The sequence below is a fragment of the Collinsella sp. TM05-38 genome (genome assembly GCF_003466445.1).
Classification (GTDB): Bacteria; Actinomycetota; Coriobacteriia; order Coriobacteriales; family Coriobacteriaceae; genus Collinsella.
In genome coordinates, this window is sequence record NZ_QSPM01000014.1 from 36,390 (window position 1) to 61,212 (window position 24,823).

Here is a 24,823-nt window from a genome sequence, read left to right on the forward strand (position 1 = left end):
TACGTCTCATGCAGGAAACTGATTCTCAGTCTCAGGGGCAGGCTACCGCCACCAAGGCCGCATCTGCTCCCGCCAAGTCCCGCACGCTGTGGGGCGACGCTTTCAAGCGTCTTCGTAAGAACAAGCTCGCCGTTATCGGTGTCTGCTGGATCATCATCGTTGTTGTGGTTGCCCTGACCGCCGATTTGTGGGCTAAGCCCTGGCTCGGTTCGCCGACGGCCTCCGACTCGACTACCATGGCCGAGACTTCGCTGTTGGCTCCGTGTGCCGAGCACCCGTTTGGCACCGACTCCCTTGGTCGTGACATTCTCGTCCGTGTTATCTACGGTGCACGCGTTTCGCTTTCCGTCGGTATTATGGCCACCGCCATCTCCACGGTGATCGGTCTGGTCATGGGCGCCCTCGCCGGTTTCTATGGTGGCATCTGGGATACGATCATCATGCGCTGCGCGGACATTTTCCTGGCGTTCCCGTACGTCCTATTCGTTGTCGCCATGATCGCCGTTATCGGCCGTGGTCTTCAGAACGTCTTTATCGCCATCGGTATTCTCGGCTGGCCTTCGATTGCGCGCGTCTTCCGATCCGCGATCCTGACGGTCAAAGAGAACGACTATGTTGACGCCGCTCGCGCTATGGGTGCATCCGATGCCCGTATCGTTATGCGCCATATCTTCCCGAACTCCGTTGCTTCTATCGTGGTCTATGCGACCATGAACATTGGTGGCGCTATTCTGACCGAGTCCGCTCTGTCCTTCCTTGGCATGGGCGTTATCCCGCCTACGCCTTCGTGGGGCTCCATGATTCAGGACGGTCAGCAGTATCTTCTGACTGCTCCCTGGATGATGATCATGCCCGGTCTGGCAATTCTCTCGACGGTGCTCGCCTTCACTCTGCTTGGTGACGGTCTGCGCGACGCCCTCGACGTCAAGATGAAGGACGCATAAGGATGAAGAAGAACAAGAACTATGTGGACCTGAAGGACCAGCCGGTTCCCGAGGGCCAGCATCTGCTCGAGGTCGATGACCTTAAGATGTATTTCCACACCGAGGATGGCGTCGTTCGCGCCGTCGATGGTGTGTCCTACACGCTCGATCGCGGTGAGACCCTGGGTGTCGTCGGTGAGTCCGGCTCTGGTAAGTCCGTGACCGCCATGACCATCATGGGCCTTATCTCGATGCCTCCGGGAAAGATTGAGGGCGGTGACGTTCGCTATCGCGGTCGTTCCATCCTCGAGATGACCGAGGAAGAGATGCAACACATTCGCGGTAACGATATCGCGATGATCTTCCAGGATCCTATGACCTCCCTTAACCCGGTCTATAAGATCGGTAAGCAGGTGGGCGAGGGCCTTCGTCTGCACCGTGGCTACTCCAAGCAGGAGGCGCTCAAGCGTGCCACCGAGCTTTTGGACCTCGTTGGTATCCCCGAGCCCGAGAAGCGCGTCAACGAGTATCCGCACCAGTTCTCCGGCGGCATGCGTCAGCGTGTCATGATCGCTATGGCTCTTGCCTGCGATCCCGATATTCTGATTGCCGACGAGCCCACGACTGCTCTGGACGTTACCATTCAGGCTCAGATTATCGAGCTCATGCAGGAGATGCAGGAGAAGAACGGCAACGCCATTATCATGATTACCCATGACCTAGGTGTTGTCGCCGATATGGCCGATAAGATCATGGTTATGTACGCCGGTCGTCCCGTCGAGTTCGGTACTGCTGAGGAAATCTTCTACGAGAGCCGCCATCCCTACACCTGGGGTCTTATCCGCTCCATCCCGGAGCAGGCTATCGATGAGAAGAAGCCGCTTACGCCGATTCACGGCAACCCGCCCTCGCTCATGAACCTGCCCGAGGGTTGCGTGTTCTCGCCTCGTTGCCCCTATGCGACGGACAAGTGCCGCAAGCAGCGCCCCGAGCGCGTTGTTACCGAGTCTGGTCATTACTCTGCGTGCCACTACTCCGGTGACCCCGAGTTCCTCAAGAACGCTCCTGAGACGTCCCGTACCCGCAAGGATTCCAAGAAGGGAGGCGAGGCGTAATGGCAGATACCAACGAGCGTACTCCGCTGCTTAAGGTCGAGCACCTCTCTAAGGAGTTCCCCGCTGAGTCCGGCATGTTCGCCAAGCGCTTCTCCAAGCGTGTCGTCTCTGCTGTGAATGACATTTCGTTCGAGATTTATCCGGGCGAGACCTTTGGCCTGGTCGGCGAGTCTGGCTGCGGTAAGTCCACCACGGGCCGCACCATCATGCGCCTGACCAAGCCGACGGCAGGCAAAGTGTTCTTCCAGGGCAAAGACGTTGCCGAGATGAGCAAGCACGAGATCAAGGATATGCGTCGCGAGATGCAGTTCATCTTCCAGGACCCCTATGCTTCGCTCAACCCTCGCATGACCATCGGCGAGATTGTTTCTGAGCCCATGACCATTCATGGCGTGGGTACCAAGGAAGAGCGTATCGAGCGCGTCCGCGAGCTGCTGGACGTCGTCGGTCTGAACCCCGAGCACATCAACCGCTATCCGCACGAGTTCTCGGGCGGCCAGCGCCAGCGTGTCGGCATCGCCCGCGCGTTCGCTCTGAAGCCCAAGCTGATCATCTGCGACGAGCCCGTCTCTGCACTTGACGTATCCATTCAGGCCCAGGTTCTGAACCTTCTTAAGGAGCTCCAGGACAAGTTCGGTACGGCTTATCTCTTCATTGCTCACGACCTCTCTGTCGTGCAGCACATTTCTGATCGCGTTGCCGTTATGTATCTGGGCAAGATGGTCGAGGTTTCGGACTGGAAGACGCTCTACAGTGAGCCGCACCACCCGTACACGCAGTCGCTGCTGTCTGCTGTGCCGGTGCCCGATCCGGATATCCAGAAGACCCGCAAGCGCATCATTCTCGCTGGCGATCCGCCGTCGCCGCTGGATCCGCCGACCGGATGCCGTTTCCACACGCGCTGCCCGATCGCGCAGGGCATCTGCTCCGAGAAGCTTCCTGAGTTTAAGGAAGTTGCCCCGGGTCATTGCTGCGCGTGCCACTTCGCCGAGCCGTTCCCGATCAAGGAATCGCACATCGACCTGTAGTCGGTAAACGGCCGGGTCCTTGCTGGGGTTACTTTTCAGAACGTCCTCGGACATGCAAGAAGCCCTCGCTGCGCACTTCGTGCGGCGAGGGCTTCTTGCGTCCTGCGGAGTGTTCTGAAAAGTAACCCCAGCAAGGACCCTGCGTTAACTCGGCTGAGGGGAGGGCGATTCCTTGATCGCTCACTTAATCTAATGGGAAATTGAGTGAGGCCGGAGCTTTGGCTCCGGCCTCTTTTTATAAGGGCTCGGCTTTGCCGAGCCACTATCTTTTTATCAGCCTCAGAACATGTTTGGGAATTGTGCTTGGAGAATGTGGCTGTAGGTCCCGAATCGGTGTTGCCTCCCGGCGCATTCCGCAGGGGGAGCGATATTTTGCAGCACGAAGTGCAAAGCAAAATATCGCTCATGCCCGAGGACGCGCCGGGAGGCAACACCGATTCGGGACCGGACATACGAATCTACCTGCGCATTTACAAATTCGTAAACTTTTTTGAAAAAAGTGCTTGCGCAGCTCTCGAAACATAGGTTATTATCTTCCTCGTTGAACGCGCGGGTCCAACAAAACGAACCGCGAATCAACAACATAGCATGTCGGAGTGGCGGAATTGGCAGACGCGCTAGCTTGAGGTGCTAGTGACCGCTTTTTGGTCATGCGGGTTCAAGTCCCGCCTCCGACACCATCGCATTTGAGGAGCCTCTTCGGAGGCTTTTTTGTTACCGATAGACGGTGAGGTTCACGATGGAAACGCTTGAGCGCAACGAGTGGGCAGACGTTGCCCAGTTGGTCGAGATCACGAGCGATGCGGTCATCATCTGCGAGTTCGACGGAACCATTTTGCATGTGAATAATCGATTGCTCGACCTGATGTGTGAAGAGCGTCCCGATGTGATCAATGGCGACGTTAAAGATCTCTTGTACTCTTCGGCATTTGAGCGCGCGACAGAGCACCGTCTTCCGTTTGAGACCAATGGAACCGAGAGCGAGTTGATGCTCAAGCTAAGCGACGGTTCCTTTATTCCCGTCCTCGTTCGTGCCGGCTCGGTTACACCGCCTCGCATCTTTGGCCGCCGCGCGCCGCGCGTTCTGGTGGCGCTCCATAGCATCGAAGAACAGTATTCGCACGACCGTCAGCTCAAGCGCGCACTTTCGGAGCTCAGGGTGGCGAATAAGCGTCTCTCGGGCACGTTGTCGGTCATTATGAGCACGGTGGGCTCCGATGAGCTGCCCAGTTTGCTGGATACCGTTTTGAACCAACTTGTAGGAACGCTCGATGCCTCGGGTGCTGCCATTTATTTTTCTGAGAGCGGCGGGTTTAAGCTTCGCGGCGTTTCTAAGGAGCTGCATGACAGCTACCTGCCCGAGTTTATGCCGTATGGCGCAGGCATCCCGACGTATGTGCTTCGCGAGTCGCGTGCGTGCCGCTTGTCGATTCAACAGGACCTGGAGGGCGATCGAGTCGCCTCGGGTATGTTCATGGACTTGGACAACCGTTCTAAGCACCTGCTACGCGTGCAAGATATGCCTCCATACCGTAGCGAGATCTGCCTTCCCGTGTTTTACGGTACTCAGGTTCTTGGCGTATTGGAGGTCGGTTGGAAACGTCCGCAGGCGCCGCTTGCCTATGACGTCAACGTGCTCGAAGTCATTTGCGATTACCTGTCCATTCAGCTGGTCGGCATGGCATCGAGCCTGCGTTCGCGTCGTACGGCAGAGCTCGGCCGCTCGCTCAATGTGCTGCGTGATGAGTTGTTTGCCTACCTTGATGATCCTGTTGCCGCCTCGCGTGCTGTGTCGTCGGAAATCTGCGCCGTGCTCAATTGTCATTTCTGCCCCGTGGAGTATGATGCGGGCCTCGAATCCTATGTCATCGATTTTGAGGGCGGCAGTCGTGTGGCGTTGCCGGGCGATCCGGAGTCGCTCTTCTTTTCTGTCACGACGCCAGCGGCGCGCCTGGGGGCAACTTCTGATGGGTTCGAGACATCGGTGCTGGGCGGGACGAGCGTTGACGATCTTAAACACGTGCGTCTAACGCGTGTGGACGAATCCACGCCTATGGGTACATGGCTGAGGGCTCACGGCCTGCCGTGCCAGGGACTATATGTCGACTCTGGTATCGAGGCGGGGCGCTATCGCTTGGAGGCGGATGGCAAGCGAAGCAACGATGCGATTGTTCCCGCTGATGTCGCCAAGGGACCGACGACGCGCGCCTTGCTGCTCCGCGATGGCAGCCAGGAGCCAATCGACGATCTCGAATACGACTACATGGTTCATTTGGCGCACGACTTTGAGTTGATCTATGAGGGCGAGTCTCAAAAGCGCGAAGAGCGCCATATCGCTCAGACGCTTCAGATTGGCATGAGAAATTCGCTTAGTGACGTTCCGGGTATCGCAACCGATTCGGTATACCTATCGGCAACGAATTCGGCGTTGGTCGGCGGCGACTTCTATACGCTTGTTCGTCTTCCCGACGATTGCGCCGTCATGATTTTGGGTGATGTGTCCGGCAAGGGAATCGAGGCGGCGTCGATGTCGGCGCTCGTTAAGACAGCGTTGACGGCTTATGCCTGGGAGGGCGCGGGGCCCGCACGCATGGCCCGCTCGCTCAATAGTATGCTCATGGGCTTTTCGAGGGTCGAGACGTTTGTGACGGCGTTTATCGCCAAGATCGATCTTAAAGCGGGCCGAGCTACCTATTGCTCGGCGGGACATCCTCCCACCATGGTCATCAGACCGTCGTCGACGCCGCTTGGCGGCACGGAAGCCCGAGGGGGAGAGGTGGAGCTCCTTGGGTGTCAATCGGGCGTAATCGGTGCCTTTGAAAGCATGGTGTACGAGACGGGCGCCTTTACGTTCGCTCCTGGTGACATGCTCTTTATGTATACCGACGGAACGATTGAAGCACGCGATCGCTCGGGTGCTTTCTTTGGCGAGCAGCGCCTTCGCGACCTTCTGCTCTCTGTCTCGGGTGAGGGCGTATCGGGAATCTGCGGTAAGGTCTTGGGCGAGCTTGACCGCTTTACCGAGTCGGCGCTGGACGATGACATCGCGCTGGTTTCCCTTGAATTTTTACGAGGTCGATCGTAGAGCGCGACGCTTGACGGGCAAAATCTTCGCAGTTACAGATACGTATGCATCGAGCGAACTCTTTTGGGGAACCATGGTCGTATGAATGAGTGGAATGACATAGCGGTTTTGACGCCACCGGGCGATATCGACATCGCCTCGGTGACCGCGTTGCGCCGACGGTTGGATAATTTGATCGGCCGGGGCGTGCGTCGTGTTGTCATCAATTGCCAGACTGTGAGCTTCATCGATTCGACGGGCTTGGCGTTTTTGCTCACGCGTGCCAGGGAGCTCATGAGGCGCGAGGGCTTGCTTTCGCTTGTTAATGCGTCCGATGAGGTCGTTCGCTTTTTGGAGATTGCCCGACTTGTCGACATCCTCCATGTTGCAGGGCCGCCGCGCGAGTCAATTCCTGCCATTCCGGTGGGGGAGTTGCCGCGCTGGAGCAAGAGCGTCGAGGTGCGCCAGGGCATCGAGAATCTTCCGTACTACCGACACCGTATTGCCGAGCTGCTTGAATCGCTTCCGCTGCGTCGTGACGAGCGCTATGACGTCGCATTGGCATCGGGCGAGGCGCTGGGCAACGCGTATGACCATGCGGACGGTATCGGATGCATCCTGACGGTTCAGGCCTACGGCGATCGCGTCGTGATTGAGGTCGTCGACCGTGGGGCGGGCTATTCGATCGACGGGTCGAGTGAGCCGGTTACGACTGAGGAACGCGGGCGTGGAATCAAGCTCATGCGCATGTTGGTCGACAACGTGGAGGTTGCCCGTCGTACGGATGGTGCCGGTACGCGCGTTCGGATGGTCAAGCTGTTTAGCGGAACGTTGGAATCGTGCGCCTAGTAAATCGTTTTGACATGTTTATCTGCCAAGAGCATGTGGCGGACAACTTTTTTGAAAAAAGTACTTGCGTCTTTTGGGCAACTCGCGTAAATTAATAACCCGCAAGCGGACATGGCTCAGTTGGTAGAGCACAACCTTGCCAAGGTTGGGGTCGCGGGTTCGAGCCCCGTTGTCCGCTCCATTGCATTTCCGGACCGTCTCAAGCGGTCCTTTTTCGGCGAAGTGGCCAAGTGGTAAGGCAGAGGCCTGCAAAGCCTTTACCCCCGGTTCGAATCCGGGCTTCGCCTCCAGGCAACATCCGGGCGCTCCGGCGCCCGTTTTGTTTTACATATGCGGACATGGCTCAGTTGGTAGAGCACAACCTTGCCAAGGTTGGGGTCGCGGGTTCGAGCCCCGTTGTCCGCTCCAAGCGCAACAGCCCGACTACCACGGTAGCCGGGTTTTTCGTGCCCGTTGTTTCGTACCCGTTGCTTGGCCTCGAACTTTTTTCAAATTATTCGAAAATAGTTCTTGCATTTGGGTTGATCATCCCGTATATTAAATCCTCGCAGGCGGACATGGCTCAGTTGGTAGAGCACAACCTTGCCAAGGTTGGGGTCGCGGGTTCGAGCCCCGTTGTCCGCTCCATTTGGGCGTTTAGCTCAGGGGGAGAGCGCTTCCCTGACACGGAAGAGGTCAGAAGTTCAAATCTTCTAACGCCCACCAAATGTTCGCAGCTCAGAGGCTATGTCCTCTGGGCTGTTTTGTTTTGGTCGCCAAATGGGTCGCCAAATCGCCGGCAAAAGGTACCTCGATTCATGAAAGAGCGGTTCTGAGCGTCTGTTTAGCCTTGTCATCTCAATCGAGTGGGGGTTGACCATTTTGAATATAACCGTACATCTCGTTGATGTTTCTGCGATCGATCTCGGCGAGACCGTTGATATGGCATTAATCGCGGGACGCTATGCCTTACGTGCTTCCAACGGTGATCTCCCAATTGCGTCTCGGAGGGAAGCTGCAGGCGTGGGTCTGCTGCTTCGCGACGCCCTGGGTGTCTTCGACGACGCCCAGCTTGCGCGTTCTGCTTTCGGCAAGATCGAGCTTGCGGATGGGGAGGCACCCTCTATTTCCATTTCACATGGCGGAAGCGTGGCCGTCCTCGCTGTTTCCGATGTTGCTCGGTCGGTTGGAGGACCTATTGGCGTGGATATCGAGGCGATCGATGAGATTGCTCCCGTTGCGGTTGGGCGTATGGTGAACGATGACGAGCGCGCGTGGATTAACGCTGCTCCCAATTTGCAAGAACGCAATCTTCGCATGAGTCAGACGTGGACGCGCATCGAGGCCATCCTCAAGGCTGAAGGCGTCGGGTTTTCGATTGACCCTCGCAAAGATGGCATGCCCGGCGGATGGAATACTTCGTCGGTGACATACGGTCGCTGCGTCATCTCTTGTGCGGCACGCTCTAAGCCTCGTATCGTCGTCAAGGAGCATCCCTTTCGGGTAGCATAGGAGCCAATCGCCAATAGGGAAGGCCGCCATGTCACTGAACGCTCAAAACGATATTGCTTCACGGATCGAGGATGCCGTCTTTGAACTTATGGCGACAACTCCGGTGCAGTCGATTAAGGTGGCCGAGGTACTTCGCCTTGCCCATACATCCAAATCGACGTTCTATCGCTGTTATCGCTCTGTCGATGATGTGGTTAAACGTTTTGAAGATGAGCTGCTCCAGAATATGCAGGACATCAATGATGTTGCGCTGGAGGCTCGCTTTGGCGATGCGCAGCTGGACCCTACGCCCACGATGATCAAGCGCATGGAGATCCTCAAGGCTAATCGCTCGAAAGTTTTGGCGCTTAACAGCGATAACGGCGACCCCGTGTTTGCTCACAAGGCAACGATCTTTATGCATGACTATTTTCGCAATCGGCTTCGCTCGACATTTTCCGATGAAACGGACCTCGACCTGTATCTAGCATTTGCGCTTGCGGGCCACCATAACCTCATTCAGTATTGGCTCGAGGCCCGGCCCGACCTTGAGGCGCGCACCGTTGCCGCCGCCCTCAATCGCATGTTCTACGCACCGCTCTTTGTCGACGATGCATCGCGTCATCGACACCCACGTATTCCCGATTTTGAAAGGCCAGTCGCGTGAGCGGTCGATATTTGGGGATAAACGGTTGTATTCAGGGCGAGTTTTAGATATCTCTGATCATTAGCTCAAATAATACGAGTCCGTTTATCTGCTATTTAGAACGCTTAGCCCCGATGCGTCCCATATGATGGGACACATCGGGGCTTTTTGTCTCACGTGTCTCGTTTAACCCCTCATAAACTAAAGCTACGTTCAAAAGAACCACTGCAGTAGTTCAACGTGTGACGGCACAGAAAAGCCGCGAGCGCTCTCTCACCTTCGCTCGCGGCCGGACTGCGCCATCACTCCGTACACCTTCACATGATTAGGATGTGATATTCAGTGGTTACGCTCGGAAAGAACATGCGCAGCGTCTCGATTGTAGGCGTGGGCTGCACCCCGTTCAAGGATTTTGAGGAGCATCCCGAGACCCAGGGTATTGGCGAGGGCGAGGCGTTTGGCTATGCGGCCCTCGAGGCAATTGCCGATGCCGGTCTTGAGCCCCGCGATATCGACTTTTTCTATCACGGCAGCGCCAATCCGTATCTCGTTGGCGATTGCATTACCCCCAACATGCAGGTTGCCGATTGGTTTGGCGTTCGTGCCAAGGGCTCCGTCCATCATTCCGAGGCTTGCTGCACGGGTTACGTCGCCCTTGAGCAGGCCGTGATGGCGGTTGCTTCCGGTGCTTACGACGTTGTCCTTACGGGTGCCTGCGATTTGGCTTCGACTCTTCCCGTCGAGCATATGCCCTCCCATATTCGTCAGGACTTTACGCTCGACGTCATGATTCCCTCGCTCGATAAGATCTATGACCGCGCGTATGGTCGCCCGCTCGACGGCGCCTTTGGCGTGTCGTTCGACAACTGGATCAACGAGTATTCGATGCAGTACGACCTTACCGCCGATCAGATTGATGACGCCCTGAACGGCCTTACCAAGAGCCTTCGCCGCGGTGCCGTCCTGAATCCCCTTGCCTGGTACGAGACTACGGTCGAGGAGGACGCGAAGGCAGCCGGGTTCGATACCGCCGACGAGTATCTCAAGAGCATGTATAACCCGCGCGTTACGCAGTACCTGCGTGTTACCGGCTTTGAGAAGAAATGCGACGGTGCCGCAGCTGTTGTCGTGATGCCCACGGAGAAGGCCAAGACCATGGGCGTGCCGTATGCGCCTATTGAGGTTTTGGGTACGGGCGCTTCTGCGGTCGAGGCCGGCCTGCTTCACAACGAGCACTGGGCTACCGAGCTTGCCGCCAAGCAGGTCTACGACCTTACCGGCGTGAGTCCCGACGAGATCGACCTGTTTATGTGCAATGACTTCTTCCTTGCTTCCGAGATCGTCTCGGCTGAGGAGTGCGGCTATATTCCGCGCGGCGAGGCTTGGAAGTACGCGATCGATGGTCGCACCGCTTTTGACGGCGATAAGCCCATCAACCCGCACGGTGGTCGTTGCAACTTCGGTCACGCCCATGGTGCATCCGGCATCGCCGATATCGTTGAGGCCGTCAAGCAGATGCGTGGCGTCGCCGGTGCTACCCAGATGAAGAAGGTTCCCGAGACGGCGTTCCTGCGCGGTTTTGGCGGTTCTCAGAACGTGCGCTGCCAGATTCTTCGTACCGTCGCCTAAGCGACCGCGGTTTTCGATTTCCCATAAGGAGTATTCTCATGCAACTCAAAGATATGGAGCCCGTGGTCAAGAAGTTCTACACGGGTCTTGAAGAGGGCATCTATTGGGCGCGCCAATGCCCCGAGTGCGGAGCCGTCGAGTTTCCGCCCCACCTTGCCTGCAATGCCTGCGGCTATCACAAGACCGATTGGGTCCAGGTTTCCGGTCACGGCCATCTGATCGATTTTACCTTGCCTGGTCCGCAGAACGACAAGCCCTACCTTAAGGAGTATGGCAAGTACGCCTACGGCGCCGTTGATATCGACGAGGGTTCTCAGTACACCTACGTCATCTACGGCATTACCAAGAAGAAGGCCCCCGAGATTCGCGCCAAACTCATGGCGGGCGAGACCGTTGGCGTCCATGCCAAGGTCATCGACCGTCCGGGCTACAAGGAGCTTACGTTCGAGCTTGACGACTAAGTTTTCACCCTTGTAACAATTCGATTCCTCTCTTAGGCCACGGCGGGACCCATGTCTCCAGCCCGCCGTGGTCGCCCCTCTTTTTTATCTTAGAAAGGCTTTGCCATGAACGAAGAACTCACTCAGCAGATCTGCGATTTTGCCAAGTCCGCCTACAACTATGACGGCGATGTGACCCCCGAGACGACGTTCGAGACCCTGGGCAAGGGCTCGATGAAGATGATCGCCCTGACGTCCATGATCGAGAACGAGCTCGATGCCGAGGTTCCCGTTCGCGAGGTCATGGTCATGAAGACCATCGGCGAGCTTATCGAGCGCACTGCCGAAGAGATGGAGTAACTGCCATGGACCTGATGCAGACCCTGCGCGAGCAGGCTGCCGCCAAGCCTATGCGCGTTGCTTTTCCCGAGGGCGAAAACGAGACCATGATGCAGGCGGTCGCAAAGATCGCCGCCGAGCATCTTGCCGAATGCGTGCTGGTTGGCGACGGCGGTAAGCTCAAGGAGCTTGCCGACGAGCGTGGTATCTCCCTTGACGGCATCGAGATTGTCGATGTGACCGACGAGGAGGCGAACGCCGCTTGTTGCGAGCGCTACCTTTCTCATCCGGATTGCAAGTTTAAGCCCAAGGGCGCTGCGCGCCGTATGACGCGTCCGCTTGAGCGCGCCCTGATTTTGCAGGTGCTCGGCGATGTCGACGTTATGTTCGCCGGTATCGATAACGCTACGGGCGATATCATCCTGGCGGGTCAGGCCATCGTCGGTCTTGCTGACGGGGTGGACACTGTGAGCTCGTGCGGTATCGCCGACATTCCCAACTGGAACGGCGGCGAAGGTGGCCTTTTGGCTTTTGGCGATTCTGCCGTTTGCGTTGACCCCACGAGCGAGGAGCTTGCCTCGATCGCGATTTCGTCGAGCGAGACGGTGCGCTCTCTGACCGGATGGGATATCCGTTGCGCGTTGCTTTCGCATTCGACTGACGGTTCGATGGACAATGAACTTGTCGACAAAGTGCGCCGTGCTCGCGAGATTGCCAACGATCGCCGTCCCGATCTTGCCATCGACGGCGAGTTCCAGTTTGATTCGGCAATTAACCCCAAGGTTGCGGCCAAGAAGGTGCATCGTGAGTCCGCTGTTGCGGGCCAGGCCAACGTGGTCATCTGGCCCGATATCAACGTGGGCAATATCGGCGTCAAGATCATCCAGAATCTGACCGGCGCCAATGCTTACGGTCCCATGCTTCAGGGCTTCAAGAAGATCGTGTGCGATTGCTCGCGCTCTGCGCCCGTCGATGAGATCGTCGGCAACGTGGTGATGAGCTGCGTGCGCGCTCAGGCGCTTAAGGAGGCTTAAGGTATGTCCGATAAAAAGACTCCCTGGCGCATCCTGGTAATCAACCCGGGTTCCACTTCCACGAAGGTGGGCGTTTTTGAGGGCGATGAGTGCAAGCTCAGTAAGAACGTTGCGCACGATGCGAAGGACCTTGCCCAATTCGACGGGGTTTCGGCTCAGATGCCGCATCGCTGCGATCTGATTCTCGGGGCACTGGAGGAGGCGGGCCTAAAGCTCGAGGTCTTTGATGCTTTTGTCGGTCGCGGCGGTGGCTTGCTTTCGCTGCCCGGTGGTACGTATGCCATCAATGAGGTCATGCTCGAGCATGCTCGCGTTGGCGCAAATGGCATTCAACACCCGGCGCAGCTGGGACCCCAGATTGCCTACGAATTTGCCGTGAAATGTGGCAAGCCCGCCTTTGTGGTGAATCCTCCCGATACTGACGAGCTGTGCGACCTCGCACGTATGACGGGCATTAAGGGCGTGTATCGAAACGTGCATCTGCACGCCCTTAATCTCAAAGAGACCGCCATCCGCCATGCGGCAAAGCTCGGTTGCCCCTATGATGAGTGCAACTTCATCGTTTGCCATATCGGCGGCGGTATCTCTATCTCGGCTCATCTTAAGGGCAAGATGGTGGACGGCAACGACATCGTCGGCGGCGAGGGCCCCATGGCACCGACGCGCTGCGGATCGGTTCCCGCGATCGAGGTCGCAAAGTACACCGCGGAACACGGCCTTGATGTCGCCCGTGCCCATTGCATGAAGACCGGCGGTTTTGTCGATCTTTTGGGTACCTCCGATGCCATCGAGGTGTGCGAGCGTGCCGCTGCGGGCGATAAGGCTGCAGCTCGCGCCTGGGATGCAATGGTTTACCAAATCTGCAAGTGGATTGGCGAGATGGCCTGTGTGCTGAAGGGCGACGTCGACGGCATCTTGCTCGGAGGTGGCATGGTCCACAGCAAGGAGCTCGTTGCCTCGATTGAGGAATGCTGCTCTTGGATCGCCCCCGTGTCGGCTTATCCCGGCGAGTTTGAGCTCGAGGCGATGGCGTCTGGCGCTTGCCGCGTGCTCGATGGTGTCGAGGAAGCGCTCGTGTACAGCGGAGAACCCGTGTTCACCGGATTCAACGACTAATAGTGCTGTGTTTGGGGCGGCCGCTGGTGATGCCTGGCCGCTCCGACCCTTTTCTTTAAGTGTAAGGATGGATCATGGATAAAAGCAAGATCAAGTACCTGGTGGGCATTTATGCTGCCGCCATGTGCATTATGGGCATGTTGGTGCCCGTCCCCATCGTGGCCTCTGTCGCGGCGGCGTTTCCCAACGAGAACATCGCTGCCGTTCAGATGATTATCGGCATCATCCCGTTGATGATGGCGCTGTCCGCCATGCTCGTGTCTTCCCAGCTCGCTTCGCGCGTGTCCAAGAAGAAGACGACGCTCGTCGGTCACGTTATCGTGATGCTGGCAGGCGTCTCGGTGCTGGTGTTCCACGACTCGCTCGGCCAAGTCTTAGCGGCTTCTGCTGTCATGGGCCTTGGTCTCGGTGCCGTGCAGAATTCAACGGACGCTCTTATCGCGGATTACTTTGGCGGAAAGCAGCGTTCGTTTGTCATGGGCATCTACTCCACCTTTGTTGCCCTTGGCGGCATTATCTGGACCATGGTGTCCGGTATTTTGGGTTCCGCCGAATGGTTTCATAGCTATGCGGCGTACTTCATCATGATCATTTTCATCGTGATTGAGGCTGTTTGTCTTCCCGAGGGTCATCTTGAGCCCAAGCGCAAGGTCAATGTGTTTGCCAATATGCCTAAAGAGGTCGCGATTATCACGCTCATGAGCTTTGTGTTCGTACTCACGTTCCAGCTCTTCAGCTCCAACGTTTCGCTGCTTGTTGTGGGTCGCGGCTTTGGCGGTACCGTGGAGGCCGGTCTTGCCTCTACCGTTATGACCGTTGCCGGTATTGCGGCTGGTCTTTTGGTCGGTCCGCTGTTTGCCAAGTTTAAGAACTTGGCTATGCCGTTTGCGTGGGGCGTGACGCTCGTTGGCCTAGGCCTGACGCTGGTTGCGCCCGCCTTTATGGTGCTGTGCGTTGCGGGTTTTGTCGTTGCGCTAGGCAAGGAGACCTACGTGCCGCTGGAGGGCAATTTTGCCGCCGGCAACTCTGCCCCCGAGGGACGTGCGTTTAACCTTGCCATTGGCATGGCCGGCATCAACTTTGGCATGGCACTGTCTCCCATTGTGTTTGAGGCCGTGACGTCGCCGTTTGGTGCGACGATTGACCAGAAGTTCATCGCCGGCATGATCGTCTGTGCGGCTTGTGTCGTCTTTGGCGCCATCAAGTATCGCAAACTCACCCCGGCCCAGCTTGCCGAGGCCGAGAAGATGGCGGCCGGCGGCGAGGCGGAGTAGCCGTTCGAGTAGTTGCTTTGCCGCACATCATGTTTTATCGGGGCCGCCGACATATGCCGGCGGCCCTCTTTCTATCAATGACTTTGAAAGGCTTACGGCTATGAAGTTACCTGTCAACCGCGTTACCGGTATTCTCAACGGCTTCTTTAACCCGCTATCGCTCTGCGCGTTTCTCCCCATCATTGAAGGGGCGCCCGGCTTGGATCTGACGAGCCCCACGGGCTTTTGGGGACAACTCATCGTGGCCACGGTGATCGCCGAGGTTCTGAGCGCACTCCCGCTGTTTGGCAAAACGGTTGGTATGTGCCTGGACTTTTTTGGTTTTGAGCGGGGGAGTGCGTCACACAAGATCGCCGGTACGGTCATCGGTGCCACGCTCCTTTTTATGGTAATCGGTTTTGGCGAGATTGCCTTCCGGGGAGGATTCGGAACGATTGAAGGCCGTACGTTCTTCGCGCGTTGGGCAGGTCTTGTCACAAAGGGGTGGGCTTTTGTGGTTATCGCCGGCGTGCTGCTCGATCCCTTTACAGCGGCTCTCGGCCGCATGGTAGCTCGCGAAGAGAAGAAATAGTTCCTCGCCTATCGAATGCCGGCGGACGGGGTGCCGGGGCTGCAGTCTTCCGAGCGTTTGCAGTCCTGTCACTCCGTCCGCCGGCATTCGACCGCAACATGTTGGTCAAGCATAATCTTTTGGATTCTTTTGGCGTGAGCGGCTTGGTTTTGGTAGGATTTGTCGGCGGCTTGACTAAGGGGGTTTTATAACTGCCATGCAGGTAGCCGTGTTGGTAACGTTTTACCGACTTGCCAAGAGCCCCTCATAATTTATGTGTCTGCAAAATGACCAATTGCTTTGACCTGCTAAAACACTATATGTTGTGTTTGATCTAAAAAAAGAATACAGGATATAGATGCGTCTTTGTCGTATGATAGATGGCGGACAGAGAACGAAGACCTTAACTGCCTCTTTTGAACGTGTCCCTGAGCCGCTTGATCGGCTCCTGGGCATGTCCGCATGGAGGCATATGGTTTATCGAGAACACAGATTGCGCGACGGCGCCGCAAGACAGGGGCACGCCCTGCCGGGCATCGTTTGGCTCTGAAGCGCAATGAGACTACGACGCGAAAGAGGCAAGAGGATGAAGATCATCAAGCGCAGCGGCACCGAGGTCGTCTTTGACATCGAAAAGATCGTCAATGCCATCCGCGCCGCAAACTTGGAGGTCGAGGAGAGCTCTCGTCTAACCGACCGTCAGGTGGTTTATGCGGCACAAAACGTTGCCGAGGCATGTGAGAATGCCGGACACACCGTTTCGGTCGAGGAAATCCAGGATTTGGTCGAGGACGAGATCATGCGTCTCGACTGCTACGAGGTTGCCCGCCACTACATCATCTATCGCTATGTTCAGAGCCTGAAGCGCCAGAAGAACACGACCGATGACAAGATTCTGTCGCTCATCGAGTGCAACAACGAAGAGGTCAAGCAGGAGAACTCCAACAAGAACCCGACCGTCAATTCCGTCCAGCGTGACTACATGGCCGGCGAGATCTCCAAGGATCTGACTCAGCGTGTGCTGCTGCCCCAAGAGATCGTGGATGCCCACAATGAGGGCCTGATCCACTTCCACGATTCCGACTACTTTGCCCAGCACATGCATAACTGCGACCTGGTGAACCTGGAGGATATGCTCCAGAACGGTACTGTTATCTCGGGTACGCTGATTGAGAAGCCGCACAGCTTCTCGACGGCCTGCAACATCGCGACGCAGATCATCGCCCAGGTTGCATCCTCCCAGTATGGCGGCCAGTCCATCTCGCTGACCCATCTCGCCCCCTTTGTTGAGGTGAGCCGTCAAAAGATTCGCGGCGAGGTCGCCCGCGAGCTCGAGGAGCTCGGCGTTTCCGCATCCCCCGAAAAGGTCCGCGAGGTTGTTGAGGACCGTCTGCGTGACGAGATCCGTCGCGGCGTCCAGACGATTCAGTATCAGGTCGTGACCCTTATGACCACCAACGGTCAGGCGCCGTTCGTGACGGTCTTCATGTATCTCAACGAGGCTCGTTCAGCGCAGGAGAAGCACGACCTTGCCATGATTGTGGAGGAGACGCTCCGTCAGCGCTATGAGGGCGTTAAGAACGAGGCCGGCGTGTGGATCACTCCGGCGTTCCCCAAGCTTATCTACGTGCTCGAGGACGATAACGTTTACGAGGATTCCCCGTACTTCTATCTGACTCAGCTGGCTGCGAAGTGCACCGCCAAGCGCATGGTGCCCGACTACATCTCCGAGAAGAAGATGCGCGAGCTCAAGCTGTCGAAGGGCGAGACCGCGGGCAACGGCGACTGCTATACCTGCATGGGTTGCCGCAGCTTCCTGACGCCCGACCGCTCTGGTAACGGATTTAACAACGTGGCCAACGCGCTGAACTATGACCCGAACAAGCCCAAGTACTACGGTCGCTTTAACCAGGGCGTTGTGACCATCAACCTGCCCGATGTCGCGTTGAGCTCGCATCAGGACATGGACAAGTTCTGGAAGATCTTCGACGAGCGTCTTGAGCTGTGCCATCGCGCCCTGGTGTGCCGTCATGAGCGTCTGATGGGTACGCTTTCGGATGCCGCACCGATTCTTTGGCAGTACGGCGCCCTGGCGCGTCTGAAGAAGGGCGAGACGATCGACAAACTGCTCGTGGGCGGATACTCCACCATCAGCCTGGGCTATGCCGGCCTGTATGAGTGCGTCAAGTACATGACGGGCCACAGCCACACCGAGAAGGAGGGCACGCCCTTTGCCATGGCCGTCATGCAGCGCATGAACGACAAGTGCGCCGAGTGGAAGGCAGAAAGCGATATTGACTTCTCGCTGTACGGGACCCCGCTTGAGTCGACGACCTACAAGTTCGCCAAGTGCCTACAGCGTCGTTTTGGCATCATCCCAGGCGTGACGGACAAGGGCTACATCACCAACAGTTACCACGTCCACGTGTCCGAGGAGATCGACGCATTCGACAAGCTCAAGTTCGAGGGCATGTTCCAGCAGCTTTCGCCGGGCGGTGCCATCTCCTATGTCGAGGTTCCCAACATGCAGGACAACCTCAAGGCTGTCATCCGCGTGATGCAGTACATCTACGACAACATCATGTACGCCGAGCTCAACACCAAGAGCGACTACTGCCAGGTGTGCGGCTACGATGGCGAGATCAAGATTGTCGAGGATGACGGCAAGCTGGTGTGGGAGTGCCCCAGCTGCGGCAACCGCGACCAGGAGAAGATGAACGTCGCCCGTCGTACGTGCGGCTACATCGGTACCCAGTTCTGGAATCAGGGTCGAACCGAGGAGATCCGCGACCGCGTGCTGCATCTCTAATAACCATCTCAGGCTGTCCCGTAGCGAGGCCCCGGACCTTTACTCGCTATTTCGGACAGTCCTGGCTCACGACGGAGGCGCCACTGGCGCCTCCTGTTCGTGCGGAACTCATATCGAGCAAAGGTCCGGGGCCTCGCTACGGGACAGCCAAGTTGATGTAGCTGAGATGCAGCATGCGGTCTGCTCACCCCTCGAAGTTCTTAGCGGAAATGAGTTGACTTGCAACAACGCTTTGCTTGCGATGACGGTTGAGCTGCAACCCAGTTTTTATTGGACCTCGAACCCTATGCTCGATGTTCGCTTCGTTCATTGAGTTACCCTTTGCATGAGGCCGGGACATATCGTCCCGCCCGCAGTTTCGCAGGCCGCAGGCCGAGAATGTTTGAGGACGGGATGATATGTCCCGGCCTCCCGGGAGAGTTACCTATGAACTATGCGAACATTAAGTATTTCGACATTGCTGATGGGGAAGGCGTCCGCACTTCTCTGTTTGTGAGCGGGTGCCGTCGTGGGTGCAAGAATTGCTTTAACTCCGTCGCGTGGGACTTTGCCGCGGGCGAGCCGTTCGATCGTGCCGTCGAGGACAAGATTATCGAGAGCCTCGATCATCCCTTTATTGACGGCCTGACGATTCTGGGCGGCGAGCCTATGGAGCCCGAGAATCAGGCGGGGCTCGTTGAGTTTGTTGAGCGTGTTCGTGCCGCTTATCCTGCGGGGTCAGGAAAGACCATTTGGTGTTTTACCGGCGACGTGCTCGAGGAGCTTATGCCGGGCGGTCGCCACCATACCGAGGCAACGGATCGTATCCTTGCCTGCCTCGATATGTTGGTGGATGGCCCGTTTGTTCAGGATCTGTACGATATCTCATTGCGCTTTAGGGGTTCGAGCAACCAGCGCGTGATCGATATGAACGCTACGCGTGCCCGTGCTGAGCGCGAGGGCGTTGCGCTTTGTGATGCGGTTGAACTTTGGCGTGATGATCCGGTCTATTCGACCCATACTATGTAGCTTGTGGTCGATGCCGGAGGGCGTGGTACCATAGCGCGAACGTGAAATCGGAAAAGTGAGGCCCAGATGGTCGATCAGGAAAAAGTCGAGGCCGCCATTAAGCTGTTGCTTGAGGGCATAGGCGAGGACCCAACTCGTGAGGGCCTGCTGGAGACCCCGGCGCGCGTTGCCCGTATGTATGGCGAGATTGCCGGCGGTATGGACCAGAGTGCCGAGGAACATCTGTCCAAAACTTTTGCCGTCGCTTCGAACGATTTGGTTATCGAGCGCGACATCACGTTTTACTCGCTGTGCGAGCACCATCTGCTGCCGTTTTATGGCAAGGCTGCGATTGGCTATATCCCTAACGGTCGCGTGGCTGGGCTTTCTAAGCTTGCTCGCACGGTTGAGGTCTACGCCCGCCGTCTGCAGCTGCAGGAGCAGCTGTGCGCGCAGGTTGCCGATGCCCTCATGGATTATCTCGCTCCCCAGGGAGCGATTGTGCTCATGGAAGCTGAGCATATGTGCATGACCATGCGCGGCGTGCAAAAGCCTGGCACCAAGACCGTGACGCTCGCTCGCCGCGGCGTCTTTGAGACCGATCCCGCGCTCGAGGAGCGGTTCTTTAGGATGCTGGGCCGCTAGCCATGAGAGTCGTCAACGACTTTACATCGAAGACCGATGAGGGAACGTCGCGTCGCGGCTTTATGGCTTCGGGCCTGGCCCCTTTTGGATCCATGCCTCGCATCGATTACATTTGTGCCAACGGGCTGTTCCGGCGGCACCTGGGCAATATTGCACAGCTGGAATCGGGGCGCATCTTCTGCCGCCACGGTATTGACCATCTTCTCGATGTCGCTCGCATTATGTGGATCAAGAATCTCGAGGAACAGCTCGAATTTGACCGCGAGGTCATCTACGCCACGGCACTTCTTCACGATATCGGCAAAGATGAACAGTATGAATCGGGTATATCCCATGATGTTGCAAGCGAGCGCGTCGCTGATGCAATACTCGCCGGCATGCCCGGTGACGTGGCGTTTGAGCCGGCCGATACCGCAGCCATTAAGATGGCCATTTTGGGCCATCGAAAGTTGCGCGTGAACAGCCAACCGCTTGAGCGTCTGCTCTATGCAGCCGACAAAGCGTCGCGTGCCTGCTTTGCATGCCCCGCGCGCAATGCTTGCAATTGGAGCGATGATAAAAAGAACCTGTCGATTCGCGTGTAGTTAGTTTGCGCGGTCGGGGTTCTAAACGAAGGAGACGATCGCGATGAGTAACAAGAAACTGCCCGAGAATGCAACCAAGGTTGAGGGTGCCGAGCTCGCCCGCCGTGGAAGGGGCGAAATATCCACCGCAACGGCGGTGCCTCACGTGAGCTATGACGATTTGCGCCATGCCGATCGTATTGTCATTGACGGCCTTGAGGTTTTTGCCAACCATGGCGTGTATCCCGAGGAGAACGCGCTGGGTCAGAAGTTCATCGTTTCTCTGGTGCTCTATGCCGACCTGCGCGCGGCGGGGGAGCACGATAACCTGGATGCCTCGATTGACTATGGCTCGGTGTGCCACGATGTCGATGGCTATCTGCGCGAGCATACGTTTAAACTCATCGAAGCGGCAGCCGAGGGGACAGCCCAGATGCTGCTACGTCGTTACCCCCTGCTGCTTGGTGTGCGCATCAAGCTCGATAAGCCGTGGGCTCCTGTTGGCCTGCCTCTGGCAAGCTGCGGCGTCGAGATCGAGCGCGCGCGCTAACCGGTTCTAATACGTCTCTATGGGTGGCTGCTTGAGCCGCTGCGACAGGGCTCTATTGTTGGGGCAGTACGTGTCGAGCAGGGTGTGGAACCGCTGGTTGTGGCTCGGCTCGAGTAGATGGACGAGCTCGTGGGCAACAACCATGTCGAGGCATTCGACAGGGTAGGCGGCGAGCTCGCGCGCGATGCGAATGGCGCCGGATTTGGGCGTGCAGGAGCCCCAGCGCGTCTTCATACTGCGCACGGAGGCGCGGGAGACGGCGACGCCCATTGCGATTTCGTATGCGTGCACAATATCGCGCAACGCTGCGGTGACTTCGGACGTATAGAGCTGGTCGATGCGGGCCTGGAGCTCATCGGGCGTTAAGCCGTCGAGGGCTGTGCGCCGCTTTGCTTGTGTGCTCCCACTTGGCTCGTCGGCACCCATAAAGCTTGCGAAGGTGGCCTGCTTGGGCCGCGGTGCGGGTGATGCAAAGTTATGATCGAGCGCGTCCTGTACCGTGATGGGCTTGCCCCAAAGCGCAATGATGGACGAGGGACTGCGCGGCTCTCGCGCCGTCGCCTGACGTTGCTCGCGCTGGACAAGTCGGCTGATAATCCAGGCGCTGTTGCGCTTCACAAACGCTTCGATACGCTCGCGGCTGGCGCCGATCGGTGCGCTGGCGTGGACCTCGCCGCTCGATGTGACGCGTAGGTTGAAGTTCTTGACGCGCTTTTTGGTAACGACGACGGGGATGGGCGTCCCATCCGGTCGGGATACGGAAATCGTAAACTGCTGCGTCAAAAGCGGTCCTTCAGATTGGGGACGGGCTGGCATGTCGACCGTTCGGCATGCCGGCCCGCTCAGGGGATGTGAAATTAATAACGCTCAAAGAAGGCAAGTGCGTTGTCGCTGCAGAGCTTCTGCATCACGGTCTTGCCAAAGTGCTTGGAGAGCATGTTCTGGAATTCTGGCATCTTGCTGGCATCGGAGAGGAAGGCGGGTACCTTGGCGCCGTCCCAGTCGCCGCCGAGCGCGATGACGTCCTCGCCACCCAGGTCAAGCCAGTGTTCGATATGCGCCGCCAGCTGGTCGAAGGTGACGTCCGCGGCGGTCTCGTCGGTTGCGCTGTTGGATAGGAACTCGCTGCAGTAGTTGAGGCCGACGATGCCGCCCATGTCGCGAATGGTGCGGAACTGGTCGTCGGTGAGGTTGCGCTTGACGCCGCAGACGGTGCGGGAGTTGGAGTGGCTGGCGACGAAGGGGCGCGTGGCGCGGGCGACAACCTCGTTAAAGCACTCATCGTTGAGGTGGGAGACGTCGAGCACCATGCCGGCGTGCTCCATCTGCGTAAGCGCCTCGATGCCAGCGGCGGTGAGGCCGGCGTGGGTGTCGTGGCCGCTCGCGAGCGGTCCCTGCGCGTTCCAGCTAAGCGAGGACATGAGTACGCCCAGGCTCTTGAGCACTTCGATCAGCGCGGGGTCCTCGGCAAAGAACGTGGCGTTTTCGATGGTATGGATGCAGGCGACCTTGCCGTCTTTGAGCGCGGGGCGAATGTCTGCGGCGCTGCGCACGTTGACCATACGGTCGTGATTGAGCATGGCCTGGCCGCTCATGTGCGCCATGATCTGCGCCTGGAAACGCGCTGCGTGGGCGGCGGGAATCTCGTCGGGGACAAACGTGGCGAAGCACTGTGCCCACGGCGTGTTGCCGATCTTTGCGAGCGAGATGGCGCAGGCGTTGCCCTCGATGAGGTCGAAATCTTGCGGATGCGTTTCGTCGCCGGGGAAATAACCGTCGGTGCCGGCGGTAAAGCGCAGGTCGAGATCGAGCGTGGCCCAGCCGATGCGGTCGGCGGTGTCGCAGTGTAGGTCGAATACGGGATATGCCATGGTTCCTCCGGTTGCAGCGTTTCTTTGCAAACTGTCTTTGAATTGTATGACTAGGGTATAGTTAGCGCCATATGTTCACGGCGGCCCGCGTTGTGCGCCGCCCTTATCACGGAGGTTACCATGTCCAACCAGGGCAAGAAGGTCAAGACCCATTATCGCGGCACGCTCGACGACGGCACGCAGTTCGATAGCTCCTACGATCGCGGCGAGCCGCTGGAGTTCACCTGCGGCGCCGGTCAGATGATCAAGGGCTTCGACGCCGCTGTTGTCGACATGCAGGTGGGCGAGAAGAAGACCGTGCACATTCCTGCTGCCGATGCCTACGGCGAGCACAACCCCGAGATGGTTCTGACCTTCCCGGCCGAACAGATTCCCGACATCGAGCAGATCGAGAAGGGCATGAAGCTCTTCCTGTCCACGCCGAGCGGTATGCCCGTCCCCGCCGTGGTCATCGACGTAACGCCCGAGGCCGTGACGCTCGACGCCAACCACGAGCTCGCCGGCAAGGACCTCAACTTTGATATCGAGCTCGTCGAGGTCGAGGACTAGTTGATGCCCGCGGACCTGGTAGCTACGGAGCGCTTGGGAAATCTCAACGACCCGTCCTATGAACTTTTGCTTCGTCGGGAGCTGGGCGGTGTCTTTGAGACTGACGAGCTGCTGCTCGATTGGGACCAGGCTGACACACGCGCGTTTGCGGGCATGACGGAGCTGGGGCGCACGGTGAATGTCCAGCTGGATGCCGCCGACGTTGAGCGCCTTGCCGACGGCGACGTGCTCGCTGTCGACCGCACGGGTGCGTTGCCCGTGGCGGTTGTCGTGCGTCTGCGTAGCGCCGAGGTCTATTTGGTCGAAGTTGACCGCATGGACCCGATTGCGCTCGCGCATGCGTGCTGGGAGATCGGCAATATGCACGCGCCGCTTTTCCGAGGCGACTCGGACGAGCATACCGTGCGCATGTATACGCCGGTGCAGCCTGTTTTGGGCCGCATGCTCCGGGGTATTGAAGGCGTTCGGCTCTCGGTGGTTACCCGTGAACTCGATGCGGGCCGGCGCTTTGCGTCGAGTGCGGCGGATGCCGTTGTGAGTATGGCTCCAGACTTTACGATCGTAAAAAAGGCGCGCGATTAACGTGTGTATGAGTAAGACGGACTTTGAGAGGCAACTATTCAAAGTTCGTCTTTCTGTTGATGAGATGCTGTGGGGGAAAGCATATGGGTCTTGAAGGAATCAAGCTGATTGCATGCGATTTGGACGGCACGTTGCTGCATCCGGGGGAGCGCGAGCCGCGTTCCGAGGCCTTTGAGCTCATCGACGAACTGCATCGTCGCGGTATCGTGTTTATGCCGGCGAGCGGCCGTCAATATGCGAGCTTGCGCTATCTGTTTGCCCCGGTGGCCGATGAGCTCGCCTATGTATGCGAAAACGGAGCCCTGGTGATGAGCGAGGGGCGTGCCGTTGTCAAGCGTTCCATGGAGCGTAGCCTTGCTATGGATATCGCGAATGCCGTGGTTGCGTATCCCCATGCCGACGTGACCCTTTCGTGTGAGGGACACCTCTACACCATGAGCGGCAACGATGCGTTCGTCGACCATTTGCGCTATGAGGTCCACTGCGATGTGGCGGTGGTCGACCGCCCCGAGGACATCGACGAAGACGTCATTAAGATTGCCTTCCAGACGCCCGAGGCGGAGCAGCCGGCGGCGCTGGAGTATTTCGTGCGTCGCTTTAGCGACCGGGTCGATGTGATGATTGCGTCGAAAATGTTGGTGTAAGGGTGGCTCCCTAGCGTCCGTTTAACGAAGAGCGGCCTTCGTCCTAGAATCTGAAATCACCACAACAACAGGTTCTAGGAAAGGACGAAGACCGCTATGGAAATCTTAGAGGCTTCGGTAGTTTGTGTGACAAGGGGCTAGCCTAG

Annotated in this window: 24 protein-coding genes and 6 tRNA genes; 28 read left to right on the plus strand and 2 right to left on the minus strand. The window is 57.8% G+C overall.

Annotation, left to right across the window (positions count from 1 at the left end; all coding sequences use genetic code 11):
* Positions 1-8: 8 nt before the first annotated feature.
* The 25 genes from DXD49_RS08135 (at position 9) to folB (ending at position 21,031) form a co-directional block, all read left to right on the plus strand.
* The gene (locus tag DXD49_RS08135; protein ID WP_117735337.1) at positions 9-944 is read left to right on the plus strand and encodes an ABC transporter permease; all 936 of its coding nucleotides are present in this window, start codon (positions 9-11) and stop codon (positions 942-944) included.
* 2 nt (positions 945-946) lie between these two features.
* Positions 947-2,038, plus strand: coding sequence for an ABC transporter ATP-binding protein (locus DXD49_RS08140; protein ID WP_117564867.1), 1,092 nt, complete (start codon positions 947-949; stop codon positions 2,036-2,038).
* The gene (locus tag DXD49_RS08145) at positions 2,038-3,066 is read left to right on the plus strand and encodes an ABC transporter ATP-binding protein (protein ID WP_022094888.1); all 1,029 of its coding nucleotides are present in this window, start codon (positions 2,038-2,040) and stop codon (positions 3,064-3,066) included. Before DXD49_RS08140 ends, DXD49_RS08145 begins: the two co-directional genes overlap by 1 nt.
* A gap of 590 nt (positions 3,067-3,656) precedes the next feature.
* A tRNA-Leu gene (locus DXD49_RS08150) sits at positions 3,657-3,746 on the plus strand.
* A 59-nt stretch (positions 3,747-3,805) separates the two neighbouring features.
* Complete coding sequence (locus DXD49_RS08155) at positions 3,806-6,151, plus strand: GAF domain-containing SpoIIE family protein phosphatase (RefSeq protein WP_117794689.1); 2,346 nt, start codon at positions 3,806-3,808, stop codon at positions 6,149-6,151.
* An 81-nt stretch (positions 6,152-6,232) separates the two neighbouring features.
* Positions 6,233-6,979: an anti-sigma factor antagonist gene (locus DXD49_RS08160; protein ID WP_117735335.1), complete on the plus strand. Its 747-nt coding sequence runs from the start codon at positions 6,233-6,235 to the stop codon at positions 6,977-6,979.
* A gap of 105 nt (positions 6,980-7,084) precedes the next feature.
* Positions 7,085-7,160 (plus strand) — tRNA-Gly (locus DXD49_RS08165).
* 35 nt (positions 7,161-7,195) lie between these two features.
* Positions 7,196-7,269 (plus strand) — tRNA-Cys (locus DXD49_RS08170).
* Between the two features lie 42 nt (positions 7,270-7,311).
* Positions 7,312-7,387: transfer RNA gene (locus DXD49_RS08175), tRNA-Gly, on the plus strand.
* A gap of 143 nt (positions 7,388-7,530) precedes the next feature.
* Positions 7,531-7,606 (plus strand) — tRNA-Gly (locus DXD49_RS08180).
* Between the two features lie 3 nt (positions 7,607-7,609).
* Positions 7,610-7,684: transfer RNA gene (locus tag DXD49_RS08185), tRNA-Val, on the plus strand.
* A 297-nt stretch (positions 7,685-7,981) separates the two neighbouring features.
* Complete coding sequence (locus tag DXD49_RS08190) at positions 7,982-8,470, plus strand: 4'-phosphopantetheinyl transferase superfamily protein (protein ID WP_158564883.1); 489 nt, start codon at positions 7,982-7,984, stop codon at positions 8,468-8,470.
* A gap of 28 nt (positions 8,471-8,498) precedes the next feature.
* Positions 8,499-9,116 (plus strand): TetR/AcrR family transcriptional regulator C-terminal domain-containing protein, encoded by a 618-nt coding sequence (locus DXD49_RS08195; protein WP_117743881.1) that lies wholly within the window; start codon positions 8,499-8,501, stop codon positions 9,114-9,116.
* 321 nt (positions 9,117-9,437) lie between these two features.
* Entirely contained in the window at positions 9,438-10,724 is a 1,287-nt protein-coding gene (locus DXD49_RS08200) for a thiolase family protein (RefSeq protein ID WP_233541778.1), read from the plus strand.
* Positions 10,725-10,762: 38 nt separating this feature from the next.
* Positions 10,763-11,185: a Zn-ribbon domain-containing OB-fold protein gene (locus DXD49_RS08205; RefSeq protein WP_117583871.1), complete on the plus strand. Its 423-nt coding sequence runs from the start codon at positions 10,763-10,765 to the stop codon at positions 11,183-11,185.
* A 105-nt stretch (positions 11,186-11,290) separates the two neighbouring features.
* A complete protein-coding gene (locus tag DXD49_RS08210) occupies positions 11,291-11,524 on the plus strand; it encodes an acyl carrier protein (protein ID WP_055251381.1) in 234 nt (77 codons plus the stop codon).
* Between the two features lie 5 nt (positions 11,525-11,529).
* Positions 11,530-12,537: a phosphate acyltransferase gene (locus tag DXD49_RS08215; protein WP_117735332.1), complete on the plus strand. Its 1,008-nt coding sequence runs from the start codon at positions 11,530-11,532 to the stop codon at positions 12,535-12,537.
* Between the two features lie 3 nt (positions 12,538-12,540).
* Positions 12,541-13,653 (plus strand): butyrate kinase, encoded by a 1,113-nt coding sequence (gene buk / locus DXD49_RS08220; RefSeq protein ID WP_117794691.1) that lies wholly within the window; start codon positions 12,541-12,543, stop codon positions 13,651-13,653.
* A 74-nt stretch (positions 13,654-13,727) separates the two neighbouring features.
* Positions 13,728-14,927 carry an MFS transporter gene (locus DXD49_RS08225; protein WP_117794692.1) on the plus strand — a complete coding sequence of 400 codons (1,200 nt, stop codon included), beginning with the start codon at positions 13,728-13,730 and terminating at the stop codon, positions 14,925-14,927.
* 100 nt (positions 14,928-15,027) lie between these two features.
* Positions 15,028-15,498: a hypothetical protein gene (locus tag DXD49_RS08230; RefSeq protein ID WP_117794693.1), complete on the plus strand. Its 471-nt coding sequence runs from the start codon at positions 15,028-15,030 to the stop codon at positions 15,496-15,498.
* 565 nt (positions 15,499-16,063) lie between these two features.
* Entirely contained in the window at positions 16,064-18,286 is a 2,223-nt protein-coding gene (gene nrdD / locus DXD49_RS08235; RefSeq protein ID WP_117794694.1) for an anaerobic ribonucleoside-triphosphate reductase, read from the plus strand.
* A gap of 426 nt (positions 18,287-18,712) precedes the next feature.
* Positions 18,713-19,294 carry an anaerobic ribonucleoside-triphosphate reductase activating protein gene (gene nrdG, locus DXD49_RS08240; protein WP_117735327.1) on the plus strand — a complete coding sequence of 194 codons (582 nt, stop codon included), beginning with the start codon at positions 18,713-18,715 and terminating at the stop codon, positions 19,292-19,294.
* A 66-nt stretch (positions 19,295-19,360) separates the two neighbouring features.
* Positions 19,361-19,918: a GTP cyclohydrolase I FolE gene (folE, locus tag DXD49_RS08245; RefSeq protein WP_022094399.1), complete on the plus strand. Its 558-nt coding sequence runs from the start codon at positions 19,361-19,363 to the stop codon at positions 19,916-19,918.
* A gap of 2 nt (positions 19,919-19,920) precedes the next feature.
* The gene (locus DXD49_RS08250; RefSeq protein ID WP_199569015.1) at positions 19,921-20,502 is read left to right on the plus strand and encodes an HD domain-containing protein; all 582 of its coding nucleotides are present in this window, start codon (positions 19,921-19,923) and stop codon (positions 20,500-20,502) included.
* A 43-nt stretch (positions 20,503-20,545) separates the two neighbouring features.
* On the plus strand, positions 20,546-21,031 hold the full coding sequence (gene folB, locus DXD49_RS08255) for a dihydroneopterin aldolase (RefSeq protein WP_117794695.1): 486 nt from the start codon (positions 20,546-20,548) through the stop codon (positions 21,029-21,031).
* Between the two features lie 6 nt (positions 21,032-21,037).
* On the opposite strand, the gene DXD49_RS08260 is transcribed toward folB, so the two are convergent.
* Positions 21,038-21,814: a M48 family metallopeptidase gene (locus tag DXD49_RS08260; RefSeq protein ID WP_158564884.1), complete on the minus strand. Its 777-nt coding sequence runs from the start codon at positions 21,812-21,814 to the stop codon at positions 21,038-21,040.
* A 74-nt stretch (positions 21,815-21,888) separates the two neighbouring features.
* Positions 21,889-22,902 carry a dipeptidase gene (locus DXD49_RS08265; RefSeq protein ID WP_117735323.1) on the minus strand — a complete coding sequence of 338 codons (1,014 nt, stop codon included), beginning with the start codon at positions 22,900-22,902 and terminating at the stop codon, positions 21,889-21,891.
* A gap of 120 nt (positions 22,903-23,022) precedes the next feature.
* On the opposite strand from DXD49_RS08265, the gene DXD49_RS08270 reads away from it, so the two are divergent.
* The 3 genes from DXD49_RS08270 (at position 23,023) to DXD49_RS08280 (ending at position 24,677) form a co-directional block, all read left to right on the plus strand.
* Positions 23,023-23,451 carry a peptidylprolyl isomerase gene (locus DXD49_RS08270; protein WP_117794697.1) on the plus strand — a complete coding sequence of 143 codons (429 nt, stop codon included), beginning with the start codon at positions 23,023-23,025 and terminating at the stop codon, positions 23,449-23,451.
* A gap of 3 nt (positions 23,452-23,454) precedes the next feature.
* Complete coding sequence (locus DXD49_RS08275) at positions 23,455-24,033, plus strand: urease accessory protein UreE (RefSeq protein ID WP_117735321.1); 579 nt, start codon at positions 23,455-23,457, stop codon at positions 24,031-24,033.
* 83 nt (positions 24,034-24,116) lie between these two features.
* Positions 24,117-24,677: an HAD family hydrolase gene (locus DXD49_RS08280; RefSeq protein ID WP_158564885.1), complete on the plus strand. Its 561-nt coding sequence runs from the start codon at positions 24,117-24,119 to the stop codon at positions 24,675-24,677.
* Positions 24,678-24,823: the final 146 nt, after the last annotated feature.